Source organism: Phytobacter sp. SCO41 (assembly GCF_003073275.1).
Lineage (GTDB): Bacteria > Pseudomonadota > Gammaproteobacteria > Enterobacterales > Enterobacteriaceae > Phytobacter > Phytobacter diazotrophicus.
In genome coordinates, this window is sequence record NZ_CP027225.1 from 2,105,255 (window position 1) to 2,127,880 (window position 22,626).

The window sequence follows — 22,626 nt, forward strand, 5'->3', positions numbered from 1 at the left end:
TCATACTCCAGAGTCAGATGACGATTTACCCAGCATGCGCTTTAGGGTGTCGTCTTTATCGATGAAATGGTGTTTAAAGGCGGCAAGACCGTGTAAGACCGATAGGATAACGACCGTCCATGCCAGCCACAGGTGAATATCTCCGGCCAGGTCTGCCTGCGAGCCCGCATCAGCAAAGGTGGCAGGCACCTCAAACAGGCCAAAAACGCTGATGGGCTTGCCATCAGCCGTGGAGATGAGGTAACCGCTGAACAGGATGCCGAACAGCAGCAAATAAAGGGCGATATGTGCAACAACCGCGCTGACGCGGGTCAGTCGCGAGTAGCTTGCGAGTGGCGCGGGCGGTGGAGAGAGGCGACGCCAGATAAGGCGAACCACCAGGACCAGCATCAGGACAATGCCAATGCTTTTATGCAATTCGGGCGCCTGGTGGTACCAGCCATCATAGTAGCTAAGCGTGACCATCCATAAACCCAGTGCAAACATGCCATAGACTGTAATTGCGACCAGCCAGTGCAGGGCAACAGAAATTGCGCCATAGCGAAATGGAGAATTACGGAATTGCATAATGTGAACCGCAAGAGTGTAAAAGTTAATTTAAAATGGCGTCAGAAAAATAATATTGCAACTTAAAAATAACAATTAATAATCTTATTTTTTGTATATCAAAAATTTTGAATTAATTTTCAAAAATATGTTCAGTTCATTAGAGGGTATGGAAGTGATAGAAGCTTTGCAGGGCTAAGGGCAGAGGCGGTAAGGAGATTTTTTATTTCAAAAAATCTGTCGTAATTTTAAGTTTTTTTAAATAAATGTCAGTAAGTGTCAATATTCGTCATTCAGCCCAGACAACATAAATTAAGTCCACAAGAGCAATGAGTGACCATAAAGCGATATATACCATTAAATGCTCGCGGACGTTATTAACAAGAAAGAAGAACAAGCGGCGCATAATCTCTCCAGATATTCGGCCAAAAGAAAAGGCGACCCAAAAGGATAAGGGTCGCGGGAAGGAATTATCCTGCAAAGCGCGCTAAAGAGAAGGGGGTTAAATCAAATTTACTGCTTTCACCCTGGGCGAACTGGGCCGCAATTTCCCCAAGCACTGGCGCAAATTTGAAACCATGCCCACTCAGCCCGGTGACCAGTAGCGCATGGGGGCAATCGGGAAGGGTATCGATGATGAAGTCTTCATCAGGCGAATTATCATAAGTGCAAGAGGCCCCGTACAGGCAACCACCGATGCCCGGTAAGAACTGGCGCAGGAAGGGAAAACACTCTGAACCATCTGAGGCTACTGCGCCAAACGGTACGCGTTCACTGGCCTCGTTGATACGTTGTCCGCCGTTATGCTTGCCGATTTTTAACGCATTATCCTCAGCGGGGAAACCATAGTATTGAGATCCATCCGCCATTTCGCCGGTAAAGGCCGGGAAGCGATTCTTGGTGCTGTAACGACCATCAGCCTGGAACCAGGCAAAGACTTTTCGTACCGGCTGGACAGGTAAGCCGGGAACAAGATTAGCAACCCATGTACCGCTACTAATGAGGATCTTTTTCGCGCTGAATGTTCCCTCAGATGTATCAATACTCACACCATCATCGGTAGTATGCAGGGCTGTCACCGGGCAGTTAAACAGTTGGGCGCACCCGGCTTCTTGCGCCAGGCGAATCCAGGCCTTAATTGCCAGTTCGCTGCGAAGGATGCCGGAGTCCGCTTCGAACAAGCCGATGTAGTCATCCGGGACGGTGATTTCTGGCCAGCGTGCCATCAGTGACGGCGCATCAAGCTTTTCCACGGCCAGATTCCAGTGCAGCGCACTTTGCGCGACATTTGCCAGAAAAGAGGAATGTGCCGGGCCAAGATTAAGTACCCCGGTGCGCTCAAAGACGGCTTCGCCGCTGTCAGCAACCAGTTGATCCCACAACTCCTGGGCGCGCAATACCAGCGGAACGTACTTTTCCCCCTCCCCATAAGCATGGCGGATTAAACGAGTATCGCCATGGTGGCTCCCTTCCCGATGCGGTGGCAGGTGCGCATCGGTCATCAGTACGTTGAGACCGGCGCGGGACGCATAGTAGCCCGCCGCCGCACCGACAGAGCCGCTGCCAATGATGATCAAATCGTATTTCATGTCGTTCTCCATCAAGTCGTAATCGGGAGGGTAAATAACCGGGAGGCGTTATACAAGACGGGAAATAAATAAGGCACCACGTGGGTGCCTGTTGAGTGATTATTGAGCATTATCGCTAATGCCTACGATACTCATTTTCCTGGTACTCGCCTGATTCTATTTTGGCGATACCCGCTTCTAAAATCGAAATAAACTGGCGGGCAACTTCGGTCGTTAACCACAACGTCTGGCCTACTTCGGTGTCCTGAGAAGCGGCTCTGTTTGGGGTCTGGTAATGTAAGCGCAACATCAGTGCATCGTAACTGTCCACTGTGCTGATATCCCATCCAACCAGAGGATGGGTCTGGATGACTTCATTATTCTTTTCCATCATAACCCCCTTATGGCGTGTTAACTGACAACGACTTTCGAGGTTCAATGCGTGTTTTTGTGAAGCCTTTTCAGTATACCAATATTTAACCTTGCTGATCGAATAAATAACACTCTGCAACATAATTTTATTTCAGTTGGATTTTTTTGAACAAGAAAACGCTAACTTACGCGTGATTTTTAAGCAGGTCAGGAGGAAAGTAAGATTTTTGCTTAAAAAAACAAAAAAGCCGGGGCGACCCGGCAAAAACATGCACAATACAAACTCTTTTTAATCGCGGATAAACCAGTCGTCGGCGCTTTCCCACGTTTCTTGCAGAATTTCACTGACGCGCTCTTTATCTTCTTTTGCTCCGCCCATCACCGATAAGTTATTCGCTGTCGCATAACGAACCGTAATTTTATTTTCGCTATCAGGATAATAATTATTCAGTCGGCGGGATAACTCGCTCGCCAGGGCATCAATAGCACCTGGCGGGAGCGGTGTAGTTTTGGCAATAGTCACTTCGATGCGCATGGCAACCCCCTGTGTTATTTACTGTATATTTATACAGTTACCTTGCAAGATTTACAACAGGGGGGTGAAAAAAATCAGGATTTCACTGTCCAGCGGACTGTCTCACCGGCGAGGAATGGGATAATCGCATCTTCCGGCAAAGCAATACTGTCGATGACCGTTGAATCTTCACGCACAAGTTCAATGAAGGTTTCATTCACCGGCAGGCCATAAAAATGCGGACCGTTAAGTGAACAGAACGCTTCAAAATGCTGCAGGGCATTCATCTCTTCAAACACGGTGGCATAACTTGCCAGCGCAGTCGGCGCGTTGAAGCAGCCTGCACAGCCACAGCTTGCCTCTTTACGATGGCGGGCGTGTGGCGCAGAGTCCGTGCCGAGAAACGCGCGGGTAAAGCCGCTGGCGACCAGTTCACGCAGCGCCTGCTGATGCACGTTACGTTTCAGGATAGGCAGGCAATACAGATGCGGACGTACACCGCCGACCAGCATATGGTTGCGGTTGAACATCAAATGCTGCGGTGTGATGGTGGCCGCTAACAGTTCATTGCCGTCACGGACATATTCCGCGGCATCTTTGGTGGTGATGTGCTCGAACACCACTTTCAACCCCGGCAGACGTTGGCGAAGTGGCTCCATGACCGTCTCGATAAAGCGGGCTTCGCGATCGAAGATATCGATCTCTGCCTGGGTCACTTCACCGTGAACCAGCAGTGGCATCCCCAGTTTTTCCATGCGCTCAAGTACCGGCATGATGGCATCAATACTGGTCACCCCATGACTTGAATTGGTCGTGGCATTCGCCGGGTAGAGCTTGGCGGCGGTAAAGACATTCTCGCGAAAACCGCGTTCCACTTCGTCGGGATTGAGTGAATCGGTCAGGTAGCAGGTCATTAGCGGAGTAAAGTCATGTCCGGCAGGTACGGCATCAAGAATGCGCTGGCGATAAGCAATTGCCGCCTCAACGCTGGTCACCGGCGGGACAAGATTGGGCATGACGATGGCGCGAGCATAAATTTCGCTGGTCCAGGGCACGACGGTTTTTAACATATCGCCGTCACGTAAATGAACGTGCCAGTCGTCAGGGCGGCGGATTTTTAAAACCTGGGAATGTGCTGTCATGGGAGTGCTCCGGCTGGGTGAGAATCAGTCAATATGGCTGGTTTTTTGCCGGGCACTAAGCATAAGCGTATACCCATCATACTTCAAGCTGCATCTGAGCCACTTCGCGCTTGTCCCGGTTACTAACGTGAATAAGCTCCCGGGTGTTCATGGCGTCTTCGCTTTCCCGCAACGCGAATGATGGTGGGTATAAACGCTTCGGCTTGCTTGTTTTCCAGAGAAAAAGCCCTTACGGGCTTAATCGGTGAGCGGGATGATAATTTCACCCGGCTTCACTTCGATACCCTTGGCATATTTCTTAGCCAGCGCTTCGCCTTTACTGCTGTCTTCACGCAGAATGTAAGCGGGGCGCTGATTAAAGTAGTTACGCAGGGACTGATTCAGGTAGGGCAGAAGGGTTTGCAGAATGGACTGCATTTTCTGTGGTGTGACGGTTGCGTCAACCACTTCCATCTCCTGGAGATAAATTGCCCCTTTTTCTTTATCGAAGACCGGCAGCGCCTTCATTTTGAGCTTCATGGTCGCTTTCTGATTACCGAAAAGAGAGTTCATCTCCAGATTGGCATCGCCGGAAAGGGTAATCTTATTCGGTTCCTCACGGCCAATCTGACTGACCAGATTACTGAGGACGATGTGCGCGTCCGCCACGCCGGGCAGGCCGATGTCTTTGGCGAAATCGTTGCGTTTTTGCAGTGACTGGTTAATTTCCTGCTCGCTGATGCTGTACTGTGTTAACTGGTTACAACCCACCAAAACGCCGCTTAAAATCAAAGCCGCGGCGAAAATAATCTTTTTCATTATGTTCCTCAAGAGAGTGCCTGTGTATTCATCCTTGTCTGTAGCATCAGTCCAGGGCAGAGGATAAGCCAGCAGAAAAAGCTGAAAGCGGAAGCGTACGCTTCCGCCTGGGGCATTATATCGCCATTGATGAGAGCAGGTTAATCTGCGTTTGTTTCGCCATGTTATCGCGGTAGTCGGCCACGCGCGTCGGCCAGTTAATCCCCGCCACAATGGTCAGATTACGCAGTAAGGGGAACAGGTGAATATCATCATCCGACAGCTCTCCGTTTACCGCATTAGGCTGAACGATAAGCTTATCCAGTGCGCGTAAATCATCGCTGATTTTTTTGATAAGCCCGGCTGAGTGGGCCATGTGCTCGTCAAAATTGCCGATCGCCGCCTCTTTCTTCGCCACAAAATAGGCTCTTGCTTCTGGCGTAGCGAACTCGTCGAAGGGGCTTTTGGCAAAACGCGGAATGAGCAGACGATTGACATAGCCATTGACTTTTCTCAGCCAGGCGTCGAGGGCTGGATTCTGCTTTCCGGTCAGCAACGGCTTACCGTCAAGTTTGTCCACGTAATGGACGATATCCATGCTTTCAGGTAGATAGCGGCTGTCGTCTTTTTGGAGTATCGGCGCCATTTTTTGGCCGATCATTCGGGTCGGCGTTGCTTCGTCATCATTGAGCAACACGTTGAGTTCGACGGGGATATTCTTGAGGCCGAAAATCATGCGGGCCTTAACGCAGAACGGGCAGTGACCATAAATGTAGAGTTTCACGGTTCTCCTCCATACTGATTGTCCATCACAAAAAAGTATGGAAGAGATTAAAAGGGCTGGCAAATCATGCGCCCGGTTCGAGCAGGCGAGACGGGGTGCGTTTTAGCGCGAATTGCCACAGCAGGGCGAAAAAGGTGATAAGGCCAATCAGCGCCAGCATCATCCAGGGTAACGTCGGCTGACTCAGTGCTTTACCCACGTCAAACAGCCAGCCCCCGCCGGCATAACCCAACGCACCGCCAAATGCCAGCCCCAGGCGACTGAACCCCATATAACTGCCGCGGGCACGGGAATCTGCCAGCGCCGCGCTTAACGTTTCACGTGCCGGTTCAGCAATAATGGATCCGATATAAAAGGTGCAAATCAGCGTAAACAGTTGCTGCAGGCTGTTGACCAGGCCTATCGGCAACAGACTGAATGACATAAACAGCAGCCCGGCCATCAGCCGATGTTCCAGTCGAAAACGTTTTTCACTCCAGCGGGCAATAGGGTACAGCAGCGTCAGCGACAGGCTGGCTTCAATGGCATACATCCATTTTACTGCCGCAGGCGAACCGGCGATATCATTCACCATGATTGGCAGCATCAACATTACCTGAACCGCCAGCATGTAATAGCCGGTAAGTGTCAGTACGTAGGTGACAAAACGTTTATCACGCAAAACGCGGCCCAGCCCTTCACGCACCGGCGTTTTTACCGTCGATAATTTCCATGCAGGCAGCAGCCAGGCGTTAAAGCCTGCACAAAGAACAAACACGGCGGCACCGACAATACAGACCAGACGGAAATCGTATTGCAGTAACCAACTGCCAATCAGTGCGCCGATCACCGCCCCCGCGCTGTCCTGCATCATCAATAGCGAGAAGAAGCGGCCGCGCTGCGATGGGCGAATCAGTTTAACCACCAGCGCCGTGCGCGGCGGATCGAAGAGCGTACCGCCGAGTCCGGATAATATGCAGGAGCACCACAGCAGCCAGGGTTCATGGGCGATACCCATGGTGGCAAAACCGGCAGCACGCATTAGCATGCCGGTGACGATCAGTGGTTTAGCACCAAAACGGTCCGCGATGGCGCCGCCGAAAACGCCCAGCCCTTGCTGCACGAATTGCCTTAACCCAAGGGCAATACCAACCATCAAGGCAGCCCAACCGAGTTGATCAACAAAACGTATAGAAATAAGCGGGAAAACGACGAAAAAGCCCAGCACCACCAACATATTATCGACGAGCAGGAAATATTTACCCAGGCTCCTTGCCTGCGATACGCGTGACATTTCCCCTCCCGGGAAATAAAAGTAAGTACGTTAATATTCTGCCGGGTCGTCTGATTTTTTCCCATCGTTGGCGCGACAATATTTTTTTATCAAAAGCGGGCTTTAATTCAGACTTCTCATCGAAAAAGCTTATGTATTGCGAAAATGCAGGTTGTTGTTTTCACAGAGTGGCTGCGCAAATGTATAGTAAAGGGAAGGGGTTGAGAGTGGTAACCGGAAGGAGAAGGAATGAATGTTTGGCTATCGCAGTAATGTGCCGAAAGTACGCCTGGTCACTGACAGGCTGGTGGTTCGCTTAGTTCATGAGCGGGACGCCTGGCGGCTTGCGGACTATTACGCTGAGAACCGTCAATTTTTAAAGCCCTGGGAACCGGTTCGTGACGAGAGCCATTGCTATCCATCTGGTTGGCAGGCTCGCCTGGGGATGATTAACGAATTCCATAAACAAGGAACCGCTTTTTATTTCGCATTACTCGATCCAGAAGAAAAAGAGATCATCGGCGTCGCGAATTTCTCCAATGTGGTACGCGGTTCTTTCCATGCCTGCTATCTGGGGTATTCCATCGGGCAAAAATGGCAGGGGCAGGGGTTAATGTTCGAAGCGCTGACGGCAGCCATTCGCTATATGCAACGAACGCAACATTTGCACCGCATTATGGCGAATTATATGCCGCACAATAAACGCAGCGGCGATTTACTGGCGCGCCTTGGTTTTGAAAAAGAGGGCTACGCAAAAGCGTATCTGCTGATTGACGGGCAATGGCGTGACCACGTGTTGACGGCGTTGACCACCAAAGACTGGACCCCGGGTCGTTAAGGAGAAAACATGAAGTACCAACTCAGCGCCACGGAAGCGCGCGTTATCGGATGCCTGCTGGAAAAACAGATCACTACCCCTGAACAATATCCATTGTCGGTCAATGCCGTGGTGACCGCCTGTAACCAAAAAACCAACCGTGAACCGGTAATGAACCTCAGCGAGCATGAGGTGCAGGAGATACTGGATACGCTGGTAAAGCGCCACTACCTGCGCACCGTCAGTGGTTTCGGTAACCGTGTCACTAAATATGAGCAGCGTTTCTGCAACTCCGAATTCGGCGATCTGAAACTCTCCCCGGCGGAAGTGGCCATTATTACCACGCTGTTGCTGCGTGGCGCTCAAACGCCGGGTGAACTGCGCGGGCGCGCGGCGCGGATGCATGAATTTAACGATATGGGTGAAGTGGAAAGCGCGCTGGAGAATCTGGCGCAGCGCGAAGATGGCCCGTATGTTGTGCGTTTACCACGCGAGCCTGGCAAACGGGAAAGCCGCTATATGCATCTGTTCAGCGGTGATGTGGAGACGCTGATTAACGTTGTGGAGACAGTAAGCCCGCTGGATAGCGACAACGATCTGGCTTCGCGGGTTGAAGCGCTGGAAAACGACGTTGCCGAACTGAAACAGCGTCTGGCTTCACTACTCGAACATCTGGGGGATTAATCGTGGCGGCATTACGTATAGGGGTTGTGGGATTAGGCGGTATCGCGCAAAAAGCATGGTTACCGGTACTGGGGGCGGCAACTGACTGGACGCTGGCGGCAGCCTGGTCACCCACGCGAGAAAAAGCGCAGCGTGTGTGCGACACCTGGCGTATTCCTTATGTCGGCTCGTTAGGCGAGCTCGCCGCGCAGTGTGACGCGGTTTTTGTTCACACCTCTACCGCCTCGCATTATGCGGTGGTGAGCGAACTCCTCAATGCAGGTGTTCATGTTTGTGTCGACAAACCCCTGGCAGAAAATCTGTCGGATGCGGAAAAGCTCATTGAACTGGCGGCGCGCAAAAAGTTGACACTGATGGTGGGGTTCAACCGCCGTTTTGCTCCGCTGTACCGTCAGTTAAAAAGTCATTTGCCGCAGGCAGCATCACTGCGAATGGATAAACATCGCAGCAACAGCGTTGGTCCGCACGATCTGCGCTTCACCTTACTCGATGATTATCTGCATGTTGTGGATACCGCTCTCTGGCTGGCCGGTGGCAGTGCGTCGCTTGCCAGCGGCACATTGCTGACTAATGACCAGGGTGAAATGATTTATGCCGAGCACCATTTTGCGCAGGGCGCATTGCAAATCACTACCAGTATGCATCGCCGTGCCGGTAGTCAACGCGAATGGGTGCAGGCGGTAACGGACGGCGGACTGTATGACGTTACCGACATGCGTGAATGGCGTGAAGAACAGGGGCAGGGGATTGTGACTCCACCCATACCCGGCTGGCAGAGTACGCTGGAGCAACGAGGCTTCGCCGGATGCGCGCGCCATTTTATCGAATGCGTGCAAAATCAGACGGTTCCGGAAACGGCGGGTGAGCAGGCTATCCTGGCCCAGCGTATCGTTGAAAAACTCTGGCGCGAGGCGATGAGCGAATAACCCTCTGTAACATATGGCGGTAGAAATTCGCGTTATTCCAGGTAGACTAAGCGCTTCGCGATACCAACGCCTGCTTTGTGCAGGCGTTGTGTTTATGGAACCTTAAATGAACTTATTAAAATCGCTGGCGGCCGTCAGCTCAATGACCATGTTTTCTCGCGTGCTGGGTTTTGCGCGCGATGCCATTGTGGCGAGGGTATTTGGTGCAGGGATGGCGACCGATGCCTTCTTTGTCGCCTTTAAACTGCCAAATCTCTTACGACGTATTTTTGCCGAAGGGGCATTTTCTCAGGCCTTTGTCCCCATTCTTGCGGAATATAAAAGTAAACAGGGCGAAGAGGCGACGCGCGTTTTTGTCGCCTATGTATCGGGGCTGTTGACGCTGGCACTGGCGATTGTCACCGTTGCCGGCATGCTGGCGGCGCCCTGGGTGATTCTGGTGACGGCGCCGGGGTTTGCCGACACGGCTGATAAATTTGCATTGACCTCTCAGCTTCTGCAGATAACTTTCCCCTACATTTTGCTGATTTCACTGGCGTCGCTCGCCGGGGCGATCCTCAATACCTGGAACCGTTTCTCCGTCCCGGCATTCGCGCCCACGTTCCTTAATATCAGCATGATCGGTTTTGCTCTGTTCGGTGCGCCGTATTTCCATCCGCCGGTGCTTGCGCTGGCATGGGCGGTGACGGTGGGCGGTATCCTGCAATTGGTTTATCAACTGCCGCATCTGAAAAAAATTGGCATGCTGGTGCTGCCGCGTATCAGTTTCCGCGATGCGGGCGCGATGCGGGTGATGAAACAGATGGGGCCGGCGATCCTTGGCGTATCGGTTAGTCAGATCTCCCTGATTATTAACACTATTTTTGCCTCCTTCCTGGTCTCCGGTTCGGTCTCCTGGATGTATTACGCTGACCGCCTGATGGAGTTTCCATCCGGGGTACTGGGTGTGGCGCTGGGGACGATTTTGCTGCCGTCGCTCTCGCGAAGTTTTGCCAGCGGTAATCATGATGAATATTGCCGCCTGATGGATTGGGGGTTGCGGTTATGCTTTTTGCTGGCGCTGCCCAGCGCGGTGGCGTTAGGCATTCTTGCGAAGCCGCTGACGGTTTCGCTTTTTCAGTATGGTAAGTTTACCCCATTTGACGCCCAGATGACGCAGCGGGCGCTGATCGCCTATTCGGTTGGTTTGATGGGCCTTATTGTGGTGAAAGTATTGGCTCCAGGGTTCTATTCACGACAGGACATCAAAACGCCGGTCAGGATTGCCATTGTCACGCTGGTGATGACGCAATTAATGAACCTGGCATTTATTGGCCCGCTAAAACATGCCGGTCTGTCACTCTCGATTGGCCTTGCGGCCTGTCTGAATGCCAGCCTGCTCTATTGGCAGTTGCGTAAGCAGAATATCTTTACCCCACAGGCCGGCTGGGGCCGTTTCCTGACACGTCTGTTTATTGCGGTGATCGTAATGGCAGCCGCACTGCTGGGCATGCTGTATGTGATGCCTGACTGGGCGCAGGGCAACATGGCGCATCGCCTGGCTCGGCTCATGGTCGTGGTGGCGGTAGGCGTTGTGGCTTACTTCGCGACGCTCGCGGTGCTGGGGTTCAGAGTTAAAGATTTTGCCCGCCGGATAGCGTAAGCGCAAAAGGGAGTCGACCATGACAGTCGACTCCCGCATAAAAGAATGTGAACGCGTTAGCTAAATGGAAATCTTTTTTCCGCCCCTGCTACCCGTAAAGGTCTGACCGTCCGCACCATAAAGCCCTGGCTCCTGGTGAGGTTTCAGTACCTCGAGCGCTTTTCGGTTAAGGGCAATTTGCCCTTCGAGCAACCAGCCGTTGTGTTGGTTCAGATCACGCAGGTGTTGCGTTTTTCGTGTGATTATCTGCCAGCGATCGGCGATATCGTCATTCGCGCTACTTTGCACCTTTTGCGCTTCGCGGCGTTGCTGCTCAAGATAATCCAGTGTGGCAAGCAATGAGCTTTTCTCTTCCGTAATGCGTTGCAACGTGCTGCTATGCACATGGCCCACAGAGAGTTGTTTTTGCTCAGCATCCATCACGTCTTTTAATGCGTTCAGGATAACTGTCATCTGATCAAGAATGTCTGACAGTTGATTCATACATTATTTACTCAAGTAACTCTGCACTTCGTTAATCAGGGCATCGGCGATTTTACCGGTGTCCATCTTTAGCTCACCATTACGGATTGCCGTTTTCAGTTGTTCAACGCGTTCCATATTGACGTCGCTGCTACCCGGCTGCATCAATTTGGATTGGGCATCACTGAGCGTTACGCTCGTGCTGTTGGCGGTTTTCGATTTTTCCAGACGTACTTTCGTTGCCTGGGTGTCGCTGGTTTCACGTGGTTGTACGGTGCTAACCGGCTTTAAAGGCGATGTACGATCAATGCTCATAGTGTGTTGTCCTCATAGAGGTTTTCCGGCGTTTTGGGTCTGCCATCTTCAGTCGTTGCTTATTTATCGGCAGATGCCGCGAATTCTTTAAAAAGATTATAGGTTAATCAGAATATTCCCATCAGCGCCGACAATTCCACTTACAATTTGTCCAGAAGACATGCGTACCCGGGCACTTTGCGACACCGCCGCATTGTTCAGCGCCTGGCCTTCACTATTGACACTAAAGCCTTCGCCATTGGCTACAACCATCACTCGCTGGCCGGCTTTTACTCGCCAGGCCTGGCGCAGCATCGAGAGCTGAACCGGTTGATCGGGTGAGAGATCGCGCAGGCTTACGGCATCTTGTGCCTGAGAAATTTCGAGCATTGTTTTCGGCGGTAACTGATCGAGCCTGCCGCGTTTGAGCTTTACGCTTTCCGGCGTCAGTACACTACCACGGGCAATCGCCTGAGCGGCGACAACATAATTACCCGTCGCCTGGACGTTTACCTGCAAATAGCGCTTTTCGTTACCGCAGTTTGTCAATACGTTGACGTTCCCCCAAAGCTGAGCGTAGCCCGTCAAACTTAAAGCCGGTTGCTCACAGGTGGGATAAAGATTTTTCGGCGTACGTATTGTTACCACCACCTCGTCACTAAAGCCAGCCAGTCGTTGTGCAAAAAACGCGGTGAGCTGCGCCTTTAAGTCTTGCGCCAACACTTGCGGGCTTAAAATCAAAAACAGCAATGCCGCGGCTAAACCGCTTTTCAACGTGTTCATCGCAGACCCCTGCCTGTTGTTTGTTGAAGAGATGACAGGATTCTACCCGTCACGCAAATCTATCAACGCAATAAATAGCGACGCATTTTGCGCTTATTCCGTCGATAAGGCGCGCGTAAGGAGATTTAAGCTGTTGACTAAATAATTGTCATCAGCGGGGAAGCCATGCTCGATAAACTTGATGCTGCGTTACGGTTCCAGCAAGAAGCACTGAATCTGAGCGCGCAGCGCCAGGAAATCCTGGCCGCCAATATTGCGAACGCCGATACCCCGGGGTATCAGGCGCGTGATATGGATTTTTCCAGCGAACTGAAAAAGGTGATGGAACGTGGCCGTGCAGAGAACACAGGCGTCTCGCTGGCGTTAACTTCCAGTCGCCATATTCCGGCCCAAGCCATTTCCACCCCGTCTCCAGACCTGCTTTATCGTATCCCGGATCAGCCATCTGCCGATGGCAACACCGTGGATATGGATCGCGAGCGTACACAGTTTGCGGATAACAGCCTTAAGTATCAGACAGGGCTGACCGTGCTGGGCGGGCAGATTAAAAGCATGATGTCCGTGTTGCAGGGGAATAACTAACCATGGCATTGCTGAATATTTTTGATATCTCCGGCTCCGCGCTTGCCGCGCAGTCCAAACGTCTGAACGTGGCTGCCAGTAACCTGGCGAACGCCGACAGCGTTGCCGGACCGGACGGTCAACCTTATCGCGCTAAGCAAGTCGTTTTCCAGGTGGATGCTGCACCAGGTCAGGCAACGGGTGGCGTAAAAGTGGCTGGCATTGTTGAAAGCCAGGCACCCGACAAGCTGGTTTATGAACCCGGCAACCCGCTGGCGGACGCGAAGGGCTACGTCAAAATGCCTAACGTTGATGTTGTTGGGGAAATGGTGAACAGCATGTCCGCGTCTCGCAGCTATCAGGCGAACGTGGAGGTGCTCAACACCGTTAAAAATATGATGCTCAAAACGCTTACTCTCGGCCAGTAAAAGGAGACATAAATGTCTATCGCCGTAAATGTGAACGACACGTCCAGCAGTAGTGTCAAGTCCACCAGCAGCAGTAGCAGCTCGTCTCAACTGACTACGAGTAGCGCGTCAGACCTACAGAGCAGCTTCCTGACCCTGTTGGTCGCACAGTTAAAAAACCAGGACCCAACCAATCCGCTTCAGAACAACGAACTGACCTCACAGCTTGCGCAGATCAGTACGCTGAACGGGATTGAAAAACTGAACACCACCCTGGGATCTATCTCCGGGCAGATCGATAACAGCCAGGCGCTGCAGGCCAGCAATCTGGTAGGTCACGGTGTAATGATTGAAGGTACGACGATTCTGGCTGGCAGCTCAACCACAACGCCGTTTGGTGTTGAACTGACCCAGGCCGCAGATAAAGCGACCGCGACCATCACCAGCAAAGACGGCACCGTGGTACAGACCGTCAACCTGGGGCCGCTGACCGCTGGCGTCCATACCTTCAGTTGGGATGGAAAGCTTTCGGACGGCACCACCGCCCCAGATGGCTCTTATAAAGTTTCTATCGCCGCCAGTTCAGGCACTACGCAACTGGTTGCTCAGCCGCTGCAATACGCTCTGGTTCAGGGGGTAACGCTGTCGGAATCAGGCAACAAGTTAGATTTAGGTACCTACGGCACCACTACGCTCAACGAAGTCCGGCAGATTATTTAAGCCTTAACACTTATCAGGAGTAAGTCATGGCCTTTTCACAAGCGGTCAGCGGTCTGAATGCTGCGGCCACCAACCTCGATCTTATTGGTAACAACATCGCCAACTCCGCTACGTATGGCTTTAAATCCAGTACTGCGTCCTTCGCTGACATGTTTGCGGGTTCTAAAGTAGGTCTGGGTGTTAAAGTCGCGGGCGTTACCCAGGACTTTAATGACGGTACCACCACCAATACGGGACGCGGCCTGGATGTCGCAATTAGCCAGAATGGCTTCTTCCGCCTCGTTGATACCAACGGTTCTGTTTATTACAGCCGTAATGGCCAGTTCACGCTGGATGAAAACCGCAACCTGGTAAACATGCAGGGTCTGCAAGTAACGGGTTTTCCGGCAAGCGGTACGCCTCCGACCATCCAGTCGGGCGCTAACCCAACGGGGATCAATATCCCAACGACGCTGATGTCGGCACAAATCACCACCACCGCAACGATGCCGGTTAACCTGAACTCGTCTTCTAAGACGCCGACAGTGACCACGTTCGACCCGACTAACGCTGACAGCTACAACTTAAAAGGGCCGATCACCGTTTACGACAGCCAGGGTAACGCCCACGACATGAACGTGTTTTATGTCAAAAGCGCAACAAATAACAATACATGGGATGTCTACACGCAGGATTCCAGCGTAACGGGCTCTACGGCGACCAAAGCGGCGCAGATGGTCTTTAATCAGAACGGTAGTCTGCAAGGTGTATACAACTACACCTTTAATACCACGACCGGTAACTACGATCTGTCCACGACGGCGAATACGAATCCTGCCATTACTGTCACTTCCGGTACGCTTAACGGCGCTACAGCGGCGACATTCTCCCTGAGTTTCCTGAACTCCATGCAGCAGAACACCACTAGCGCCGTCGTGAGCACCTCGCAGAACGGCTACAAGCCGGGTTCTATGGTGAGCTACACCATTAACGATGACGGTACCGTCGTGGGTTCCTACTCCAACGAACAGAAACAGGTGCTGGGTCAGATTGTCCTGGCGAACTTCGCCAACAATGAAGGCCTGAAATCTGAGGGTGATAACGTATGGTCTGCCACTAACAAATCTGGCGTGGCGCTGTTGGGTACGGCAGGTACGGGTAACTTCGGTTCGCTGACCAATGGCGCACTCGAAGCCTCTAACGTGGATCTGAGTAAAGAACTGGTCAATATGATCGTCGCGCAGCGTAACTATCAGTCGAATGCGCAGACCATCAAAACCCAGGATCAGATCCTTAACACGCTGGTTAACCTGCGTTAATCGGCTGACGGGATGGTCTAATGGATCACGCAATATACACAGCGATGGGTGCGGCAAGTCAGACGCTGAACCAGCAGTCTGTCACCGCCAGCAACCTGGCCAACGCTTCAACACCGGGCTTTCGTGCGCAGCTTAGTGCGCTGCGTGCGGTACCGGTAGAAGGGTTATCGCTGCCGACCCGTACACTGGTCGCCGAGACCACACCTGGCGCTGATATGACGCCAGGCGATCTGAACTACACGTCACGCCCACTGGATGTTGCCCTGCAACAGGATGGCTGGCTGGCGGTGCAGAGCGCGGATGGTTCCGAAGGGTATACCCGTAACGGTAACATTCAGGTCACACCGACCGGGCAACTGACCATTCAGGGGCATCCGGTCATGGGTGAGAACGGGCCGATTGCTGTTCCGGAAGGTTCACAGGTCACCATTGCCGCGGACGGGACCATTTCCGCCCTGACCGCCGGTGATCCGCCGAACACGGTCTCCCCGGTTGGCAAACTGAAACTGGTGAAAGCGAACGGCAGTGAAGTGGTGCGTGGCGATGACGGTCTTTTCCGCGTCAGCCAAAGCGCGCAAGCCACACGTGGCCAGACGTTACAGCCGGACCCAAACATCCGCGTCATGTCAGGTGTGCTGGAAGGCAGTAACGTTAAACCTATGGCGGCAATGGCCGATATGATCGCCAGCGCGCGCCGCTTTGAAATGCAAATGAAAGTTATTGGTAACGTTGATGAGAATGCGCAGCGTGCCAACCAGTTACTGTCCATGAGCTAATAAACAGGATTTCCTATGATAGGTTCATTATGGATCGCTAAAACCGGCCTCGACGCCCAGCAAACCAATATGGACGTTATCGCCAACAACCTGGCGAACGTCAGTACCAATGGTTTCAAGCGTCAGCGCGCGGTATTTGAAGATCTGCTTTACCAGACGATTCGTCAGCCTGGTGCGCAATCTTCTGAACAGACTACGCTGCCTTCTGGTCTGCAGATTGGTACCGGTGTTCGCCCGGTGGCCACCGAACGTCTGCACAGCCAGGGTAACCTCTCCCAGACGAACAACAGCAAAGATGTGGCTATCAAAGGCGAGGGCTTCTTCCAGGTCCTGCTGCCGGACGGTACCTCTGCTTATACCCGTGATGGTTCATTCCAGGTTGACCAGAATGGCCAGTTGGTAACGTCGGGCGGCTTCCAGGTTCAGCCTGCCATTACCATTCCGGCTAACACCCTGAGTATCACCATTGGCCGTGACGGTGTGGTCAGCGCCACGCAGCAGGGGGCGACAGCGCCTGTGCAGGTGGGGCAGCTCAACCTGACAACCTTTATGAACGACACCGGTCTGGAAAGTATCGGTGAAAACCTGTACCTCGAAACACAGTCTTCCGGCACGCCGAACACCACCACGCCGGGGCTGAACGGGGCGGGTCTGCTGTATCAGGGGTATGTGGAAACCTCGAACGTAAACGTGGCGGAAGAACTGGTGAACATGATCCAGGTTCAGCGCGCTTATGAAATTAACAGCAAAGCGGTATCGACCACCGATCAGATGCTGCAGAAACTGTCGCAACTCTAAGGCGTTATCCGGTGCGGCGCAGGCTGCACCGGAACCCTGATTTCGAAGATGAATGTAATGCAAAAAAACGCCGCGGGCCGCTACCCCCTGTTAGCTTTACTGGCACTGATGTTGAACGGATGTGCCTGGGTTCCCTCAACACCGCTGGTGCAGGGCGCAACGACCGCTCAACCGATGCCGGGACCCGTTCCGGTCGTCAATGGCTCTATTTACCAGACTGCGCAGCCTATCAACTATGGCTACCAGCCGCTGTTTGAAGACCGTCGCCCGCGTAACGTCGGGGATACATTGACGCTGGTGCTGCAAGAAAACGTGAGCGCCAGTAAGAGTTCATCAGCGAATGCCAGCCGCGATGGCAAAAGCAGTTTCTCAATGGATACCACGCCTCGCTATCTGGAAGGCTTGTTCGGCAATGCGCGTGCAGATCTGACGAGCGAAGGCAGCAACTCGTTTAACGGCAAAGGCGGCGCTAACGCCAGCAATACATTTAGCGGCACGTTGACCGTTACGGTCGACCAGGTACTGATCAACGGCAATTTACACGTGGTGGGTGAAAAACAGATCGCCATCAACCAGGGCACTGAATTTATCCGCTTCTCAGGTGTTGTGAACCCACGCACCATCAGCGGCAGCAATACGGTTCCGTCCACACAGGTGGCGGACGCGCGCATCGAGTACGTCGGCAACGGCTACATTAACGAAGCGCAGAATATGGGCTGGCTGCAGCGTTTCTTCCTCAACTTATCGCCGATGTAACCGGGGTGAATTATGTTTAGATTTCTGGCTGGAATAGCGTTAGTGCTGGTGGCGTTTGTCGCCCAGGCCGACCGCATCCGGGACCTCACCAGTGTACAGGGCGTACGTGAAAACTCCTTAATTGGTTATGGCTTAGTGGTTGGCCTTGACGGAACGGGTGACCAGACCACCCAAACGCCATTCACTACTCAGAGCCTGAATAACATGTTGTCGCAGATGGGGATCACCGTCCCGGCTGGCACCAACATGCAGCTCAAAAACGTTGCGGCGGTCATGGTTACCGCCCAGCTTCCGGCGTTTGGCCGCCAGGGGCAGACCATCGACGTGGTGGTCTCCTCTATGGGTAACGCCAAAAGCCTGCGTGGCGGTACGCTGCTGATGACCCCACTGAAAGGGGTGGATAGTCAGGTCTATGCCCTGGCGCAGGGGAATATCCTGGTCGGTGGCGCAGGCGCATCCGCCGGTGGCAGCAGCGTGGCGGTTAACCAGCTTAACGGTGGACGTATCACTGGCGGTGCCGTGATTGAACGCGAGTTGCCTTCCCAGTTTGGCAATGGCAACACCATCAACCTGCAATTGAACCAGGATGACTTCACGATGGCGCAGCAGATTGCTGACACCATCAACCGTCGTGGCATGGGTGGCGCAACCGCGCTGGATGCCCGTACGGTTCAGGTCCGCGTGCCGCAAGGCGGCAGTTCGCAGGTGCGCATGTTGGCGGATATCCAGAACCTGGAAGTAGGTGTCGCGCCGCAGGACGCTAAAATTGTTATCAACTCCCGTACAGGTTCTGTTGTCATGAACCGCGAAGTCACGCTGGATAACTGCGCTGTGGCACAGGGGAACCTCTCGGTCACGGTCAACCAGTCTGCCAATGTCAGCCAGCCGAACACGCCGTTTGGCGGTGGTCAGACAGTGGTCACGCCGCAGACACAGATTGACCTGCGTCAGAGTGGCGGCTCCCTGCAGAGTATTCGTTCCAGCGCCAATCTGAATAGCGTGGTACGTGCACTGAACGCGCTGGGCGCAACACCTATTGATCTGATGTCCATTTTGCAATCAATGCAGAGCGCGGGTTGCCTGCGGGCTAAGCTGGAGATCATCTAATGCTGACTGACAGCCGCTTGATGGCGAGCGCGGCATGGGACGCGCAATCGCTTAACGAACTGAAAACCAAAGCCGGGCAGGATCCGCAGACTAACCTGCGGCCTGTGGCGCGTCAGGTAGAGGGGATGTTCGTGCAAATGATGCTGAAAAGCATGCGCGAAGCCCTGCCAAAAGACGGTATTTTCAGCAGCGATTCCACGCGGATGTACACCAGCTTATATGACCAGCAAATTGCCCAGCAGATGACGGCAGGCAAGGGGCTGGGACTGGCCGATATGATGGTCCAACAGATGTCCGGCGGGCAGGCGCCGGTTGCTGCGGGTGACCAGATGCAGCAGGTGCCGATGAAATTCGATCCCGAAACCATCAACACTTATCAAAGCCAGGCTATTACGCAAATGGTGCGTAAGGCACTGCCGAAAGCGCCGGAAAATAGTGACGAGCCGCTGAGCGGTGACAGTAAAGACTTCCTGGCTCAACTTTCCCTGCCTGCTCGTCTTGCCAGTGAGCAAAGCGGGGTTCCTCACCATCTGATTCTGGCGCAGGCCGCGCTGGAATCGGGTTGGGGCCAGCGACAAATCACCCGTGAAAACGGTGCGCCGAGCTTTAACATTTTCGGCGTGAAGGCGACGCCTGGTTGGAAAGGGCCGACCACCGAAATCACCACCACTGAATATGAAAATGGCGAAGCCAAAAAGGTCAAAGCCAGGTTCCGTGTCTATAGCTCGTATCTGGAAGCGCTCTCTGATTATGTCAGCATGCTAAGTCGCAATCCGCGGTATGCGGCGGTGACGACAGCGGCAACGCCGGAACAAGGCGCACAGGCGTTGCAGAACGCGGGTTATGCCACCGATCCGAAATATGCGCAGAAACTGACAAGTATGATCCAGCAGCTTAAGTCGATGGGCGAGAAGGTCAGCAAGGCCTACAGCAATGATATTGAAAATCTGTTCTGAAACGACTCAAGTTCAGCTCAGGGTTGCCGATAATCGTTAGCAGGACTTATGTCTCAAAGTTTATAAGGAACCTCAATGGCCAACTTGATTAATACCGCGATGAGTGGGCTCAGTGCAGCCCAGGCGGCGCTTAATACCACCAGTAATAACATTTCAAGTTATAACGTGACGGGCTATACCCGCCAGACAACAGTCCTGACTGCGGCGAATAGCACCCTGGGTGCTGGTGGGTGGATTGGCAACGGTGCGTTTGTCTCAGGTGTGCAACGTGAATATGATTCGTTTATTACGAACCAGCTACGCGCAGCGAATACTCAGAGTAGCAGCCTGACGACCCGTTATAACCAAATGTCAAAAATTGACAACATGCTGTCGGGTTCAACCAATACGCTGGCCACTGCGCTGCAAGGTTTCTTCTCCAGCGTTCAGACTCTGGTCAGTAACGCCGAGGATTCATCATCCCGCCAGAGTGTACTGGGTAAAGCCGATGGTCTGGTTAACCAGTTTAAAGTGGCTGACCAGTACCTGCGCGATCAGGATAAACAGGTTAACACCTCTATCTCCTCAAGCGTTGATCAGATTAATAACTACACCAAGCAAATCGCTAATCTGAACGACCAAATTTCACGTCTGACGGCAGTAGGTGGCGGTGCATCGCCGAACGACTTGCTGGATCAGCGCGACCAACTGGTAAGTGAGCTAAACGGCATTGTGGGCGTTGAAGTCAGCGTCCAGGACAACAGCACGTTTAACATCACAATGGCGAATGGCTATACGCTGGTTCAGGGTAGTACTTCCCGCCAGTTGGCCGCGGTGGCATCCAGTGATGATCCTGCCCGTACGACGGTTGCTTATGTTGACCCGACCGCAGGGAACATTGAAATTCCGGAAAAACTGCTGACAACCGGTTCACTGGGTGGCGTGTTGACCTTCCGCTCTCAGGATCTGGACAAAACGCGCAATACGCTGGGCCAGTTGGCTTATGTTTTCGCAGATAAGTTCAATGCACAGCATAAACAAGGCTATGACACCGATGGTGATCCGGGTACCGACTTCTTCACGATTGGCACGCCGTCCACTCTGAGCAATGCGAAAAACACCGGTACTGGTGTCCTGTCAACAATCATTAGTGACAGCACCAAAGTGCAGGCGACGGATTACAAGCTGCTTAAAACCGATACTGGCTGGAATGTGACCCGACTGGCAGATAATACGGCGTTTGCCGTTACTCCGGATGCCAGCGGCAACCTCAGTTTTGACGGTCTGACCGTCAGTGTTTCCGGTACAGCGAACAAAAACGACAGTTTCACGGTGAAACCGGTCGTGAACGCCATTACCAATATGAGTGTGGCCATCACCGATGAGTCGAAAATTGCCATGGCGTCCAGCGCGACATCCGGTAAGAGCGACAACATCAATGGTCAGGCGCTGTTAAATCTGCAAAACAGCAAAGTCATCGGCAATACAAAAAGTTTTAACGATGCCTACGCGTCAATGATCAGCTATGTCGGTACAACGACCTCTACGCTGAAAACCAGCAGTACGACGCAGGCGAATGTTGTTACGCAGCTTTCTGACCAGCAACAATCGATTTCTGGCGTCAACCTCGACGAAGAGTACGGTAACCTGCAGCGTTACCAGCAATATTATCTCGCAAACGCGCAGGTGTTGCAGACGGCAAACACGCTGTTCGATGCGATACTGAACGTACGCTAAGTAAGGGGTAAGAGATGCGTATTAGTACTCAGATGATGTATGACCAAAACATGCGTGGCATTACCAATTCACAGACTAAGTGGATGGATTATGGCTTGCAAATGTCGACAGGCCAGCGAGTGAACAAACCTTCTGACGATCCGATTGCCGCCTCCCAGGCTGTAGTGGTTTCTCAGGCGCAGCAGCAGAACGAACAGTATAAAACCGCGCGTACTTTCGCTACTCAGAAAGTATCGCTGGAAGAAAGCGTGCTGTCACAGGTGACCACTGCTGTAACTGCGGCACATACCTCACTGGTTGCGGCTGCGAACGGTACACTGAGTGACGATGACCGTGCGTCTATGGCGACAGAGCTACAAGGTGTTCGCGATCAATTGCTTAACCTGGCAAACAGCACTGATGGTAATGGTCGCTATATTTTTGGTGGCTATAAAACCGACACTCCACCGTTTAATGCCGCAGGCGCTTACAACGGCGGCAATGTTGCGATCAGTCAGCAGGTGGATGCGTCCCGTAGCATGGTAATTGCCCATACGGGTAACCAGGTCTTCAATAGCATTACCAGCAATGCGATCCCGGAACCTGGTGGTGGTACTTCGCAAACCAACGTGTTCAGTATGTTAGATGACGCGATTGCGGCGCTGAAAGTCCCGGTTTCAGGTAACGAGGCAGCTCAGGCTGTTTCTCAGGCAGCCCTGGATAAAGCCAACCGTGGCCTGACCAACTCGCTGAATAACGTATCGACCGTTCGTGCACAGTTGGGTACGCAGTTACAAGAGCTGACCAATCTCGATGAGTTGGGTGATGACCGTTCGCTTTCACTGAAAACACAAATGAGCGATCTCGTTGATGTAGACTGGAACTCGGTCATCTCGTCTTACACCATGCAGCAGACGGCATTGCAGGCATCCTATAAAACATTTAGCGACATGCAAGGCATGTCGCTGTTCCAGCTCAATAAGTAATCT

The 22,626-nt window shown here is 52.8% G+C and carries 27 protein-coding genes; 15 read left to right on the plus strand and 12 right to left on the minus strand.

What is annotated here, in order from left to right:
• From C5523_RS10225 to mdtH, 9 genes are all read right to left on the minus strand, one after another.
• Complete coding sequence (locus C5523_RS10225; RefSeq protein WP_108701057.1) at window positions 1-567, minus strand: cytochrome b; 567 nt, start codon at window positions 565-567, stop codon at window positions 1-3.
• Between the two features lie 268 nt (window positions 568-835).
• Window positions 836-952, minus strand: a complete 117-nt coding sequence (locus tag C5523_RS10230; RefSeq protein WP_064572418.1) for a YceO family protein — start codon at window positions 950-952, stop codon at window positions 836-838.
• A gap of 64 nt (window positions 953-1,016) precedes the next feature.
• Window positions 1,017-2,135, minus strand: a complete 1,119-nt coding sequence (gene solA, locus C5523_RS10235; protein WP_108701058.1) for an N-methyl-L-tryptophan oxidase — start codon at window positions 2,133-2,135, stop codon at window positions 1,017-1,019.
• A gap of 115 nt (window positions 2,136-2,250) precedes the next feature.
• On the minus strand, window positions 2,251-2,505 hold the full coding sequence (gene bssS / locus C5523_RS10240) for a biofilm formation regulator BssS (RefSeq protein WP_041851759.1): 255 nt from the start codon (window positions 2,503-2,505) through the stop codon (window positions 2,251-2,253).
• 270 nt (window positions 2,506-2,775) lie between these two features.
• Window positions 2,776-3,021 carry a DNA damage-inducible protein I gene (gene dinI, locus C5523_RS10245; protein WP_041851758.1) on the minus strand — a complete coding sequence of 82 codons (246 nt, stop codon included), beginning with the start codon at window positions 3,019-3,021 and terminating at the stop codon, window positions 2,776-2,778.
• Window positions 3,022-3,095: 74 nt separating this feature from the next.
• Complete coding sequence (pyrC, locus tag C5523_RS10250) at window positions 3,096-4,142, minus strand: dihydroorotase (RefSeq protein WP_041851757.1); 1,047 nt, start codon at window positions 4,140-4,142, stop codon at window positions 3,096-3,098.
• 237 nt (window positions 4,143-4,379) lie between these two features.
• The gene (locus C5523_RS10255) at window positions 4,380-4,940 is read right to left on the minus strand and encodes a lipoprotein (RefSeq protein ID WP_108701059.1); all 561 of its coding nucleotides are present in this window, start codon (window positions 4,938-4,940) and stop codon (window positions 4,380-4,382) included.
• A gap of 115 nt (window positions 4,941-5,055) precedes the next feature.
• Complete coding sequence (gene grxB, locus C5523_RS10260; protein WP_108701060.1) at window positions 5,056-5,703, minus strand: glutaredoxin 2; 648 nt, start codon at window positions 5,701-5,703, stop codon at window positions 5,056-5,058.
• Window positions 5,704-5,767: 64 nt separating this feature from the next.
• A complete protein-coding gene (gene mdtH, locus C5523_RS10265) occupies window positions 5,768-6,976 on the minus strand; it encodes a multidrug efflux MFS transporter MdtH (RefSeq protein WP_041851754.1) in 1,209 nt (402 codons plus the stop codon).
• A 232-nt stretch (window positions 6,977-7,208) separates the two neighbouring features.
• Between mdtH and rimJ the strand changes: the two genes are divergently transcribed.
• From rimJ to murJ, 4 genes are all read left to right on the plus strand, one after another.
• Window positions 7,209-7,793 (plus strand): ribosomal protein S5-alanine N-acetyltransferase, encoded by a 585-nt coding sequence (gene rimJ / locus C5523_RS10270; protein ID WP_041851753.1) that lies wholly within the window; start codon window positions 7,209-7,211, stop codon window positions 7,791-7,793.
• A gap of 9 nt (window positions 7,794-7,802) precedes the next feature.
• Window positions 7,803-8,456: a YceH family protein gene (locus C5523_RS10275; protein ID WP_041851752.1), complete on the plus strand. Its 654-nt coding sequence runs from the start codon at window positions 7,803-7,805 to the stop codon at window positions 8,454-8,456.
• A gap of 2 nt (window positions 8,457-8,458) precedes the next feature.
• A complete protein-coding gene (locus C5523_RS10280) occupies window positions 8,459-9,382 on the plus strand; it encodes a Gfo/Idh/MocA family protein (RefSeq protein WP_079496427.1) in 924 nt (307 codons plus the stop codon).
• 106 nt (window positions 9,383-9,488) lie between these two features.
• Window positions 9,489-11,024 (plus strand): murein biosynthesis integral membrane protein MurJ, encoded by a 1,536-nt coding sequence (murJ, locus tag C5523_RS10285; RefSeq protein WP_108701061.1) that lies wholly within the window; start codon window positions 9,489-9,491, stop codon window positions 11,022-11,024.
• A gap of 60 nt (window positions 11,025-11,084) precedes the next feature.
• On the opposite strand, the gene flgN is transcribed toward murJ, so the two are convergent.
• The 3 genes from flgN to flgA form a co-directional block, all read right to left on the minus strand.
• Window positions 11,085-11,507, minus strand: a complete 423-nt coding sequence (gene flgN, locus C5523_RS10290; RefSeq protein WP_041851749.1) for a flagella biosynthesis chaperone FlgN — start codon at window positions 11,505-11,507, stop codon at window positions 11,085-11,087.
• 3 nt (window positions 11,508-11,510) lie between these two features.
• On the minus strand, window positions 11,511-11,801 hold the full coding sequence (flgM, locus tag C5523_RS10295) for a flagellar biosynthesis anti-sigma factor FlgM (protein ID WP_041851748.1): 291 nt from the start codon (window positions 11,799-11,801) through the stop codon (window positions 11,511-11,513).
• A 96-nt stretch (window positions 11,802-11,897) separates the two neighbouring features.
• Window positions 11,898-12,563, minus strand: a complete 666-nt coding sequence (gene flgA, locus C5523_RS10300) for a flagellar basal body P-ring formation chaperone FlgA (RefSeq protein ID WP_041851747.1) — start codon at window positions 12,561-12,563, stop codon at window positions 11,898-11,900.
• Window positions 12,564-12,728: 165 nt separating this feature from the next.
• Between flgA and flgB the strand changes: the two genes are divergently transcribed.
• From flgB to flgL, 11 genes are all read left to right on the plus strand, one after another.
• On the plus strand, window positions 12,729-13,145 hold the full coding sequence (gene flgB / locus C5523_RS10310; protein WP_041851746.1) for a flagellar basal body rod protein FlgB: 417 nt from the start codon (window positions 12,729-12,731) through the stop codon (window positions 13,143-13,145).
• A 2-nt stretch (window positions 13,146-13,147) separates the two neighbouring features.
• Entirely contained in the window at window positions 13,148-13,552 is a 405-nt protein-coding gene (gene flgC / locus C5523_RS10315; protein ID WP_108701062.1) for a flagellar basal body rod protein FlgC, read from the plus strand.
• Between the two features lie 12 nt (window positions 13,553-13,564).
• Window positions 13,565-14,251 carry a flagellar hook assembly protein FlgD gene (gene flgD / locus C5523_RS10320; RefSeq protein ID WP_071195452.1) on the plus strand — a complete coding sequence of 229 codons (687 nt, stop codon included), beginning with the start codon at window positions 13,565-13,567 and terminating at the stop codon, window positions 14,249-14,251.
• A gap of 26 nt (window positions 14,252-14,277) precedes the next feature.
• Window positions 14,278-15,549 (plus strand): flagellar hook protein FlgE, encoded by a 1,272-nt coding sequence (flgE, locus tag C5523_RS10325; RefSeq protein WP_108701063.1) that lies wholly within the window; start codon window positions 14,278-14,280, stop codon window positions 15,547-15,549.
• 20 nt (window positions 15,550-15,569) lie between these two features.
• The gene (locus C5523_RS10330; protein WP_041851742.1) at window positions 15,570-16,325 is read left to right on the plus strand and encodes a flagellar basal body rod protein FlgF; all 756 of its coding nucleotides are present in this window, start codon (window positions 15,570-15,572) and stop codon (window positions 16,323-16,325) included.
• A 15-nt stretch (window positions 16,326-16,340) separates the two neighbouring features.
• The gene (gene flgG / locus C5523_RS10335) at window positions 16,341-17,123 is read left to right on the plus strand and encodes a flagellar basal-body rod protein FlgG (RefSeq protein ID WP_041851741.1); all 783 of its coding nucleotides are present in this window, start codon (window positions 16,341-16,343) and stop codon (window positions 17,121-17,123) included.
• A 57-nt stretch (window positions 17,124-17,180) separates the two neighbouring features.
• Window positions 17,181-17,879 carry a flagellar basal body L-ring protein FlgH gene (locus C5523_RS10340; RefSeq protein ID WP_041851740.1) on the plus strand — a complete coding sequence of 233 codons (699 nt, stop codon included), beginning with the start codon at window positions 17,181-17,183 and terminating at the stop codon, window positions 17,877-17,879.
• A 12-nt stretch (window positions 17,880-17,891) separates the two neighbouring features.
• The gene (locus tag C5523_RS10345; protein ID WP_041851739.1) at window positions 17,892-18,986 is read left to right on the plus strand and encodes a flagellar basal body P-ring protein FlgI; all 1,095 of its coding nucleotides are present in this window, start codon (window positions 17,892-17,894) and stop codon (window positions 18,984-18,986) included.
• Entirely contained in the window at window positions 18,986-19,942 is a 957-nt protein-coding gene (gene flgJ, locus C5523_RS10350; RefSeq protein WP_041851738.1) for a flagellar assembly peptidoglycan hydrolase FlgJ, read from the plus strand. Before C5523_RS10345 ends, flgJ begins: the two co-directional genes overlap by 1 nt.
• Before the next feature lie 75 nt (window positions 19,943-20,017).
• Entirely contained in the window at window positions 20,018-21,658 is a 1,641-nt protein-coding gene (gene flgK / locus C5523_RS10355) for a flagellar hook-associated protein FlgK (protein ID WP_108701064.1), read from the plus strand.
• Window positions 21,659-21,672: 14 nt separating this feature from the next.
• Complete coding sequence (gene flgL / locus C5523_RS10360; RefSeq protein WP_108701065.1) at window positions 21,673-22,623, plus strand: flagellar hook-associated protein FlgL; 951 nt, start codon at window positions 21,673-21,675, stop codon at window positions 22,621-22,623.
• Window positions 22,624-22,626 lie beyond the last annotated feature (3 nt).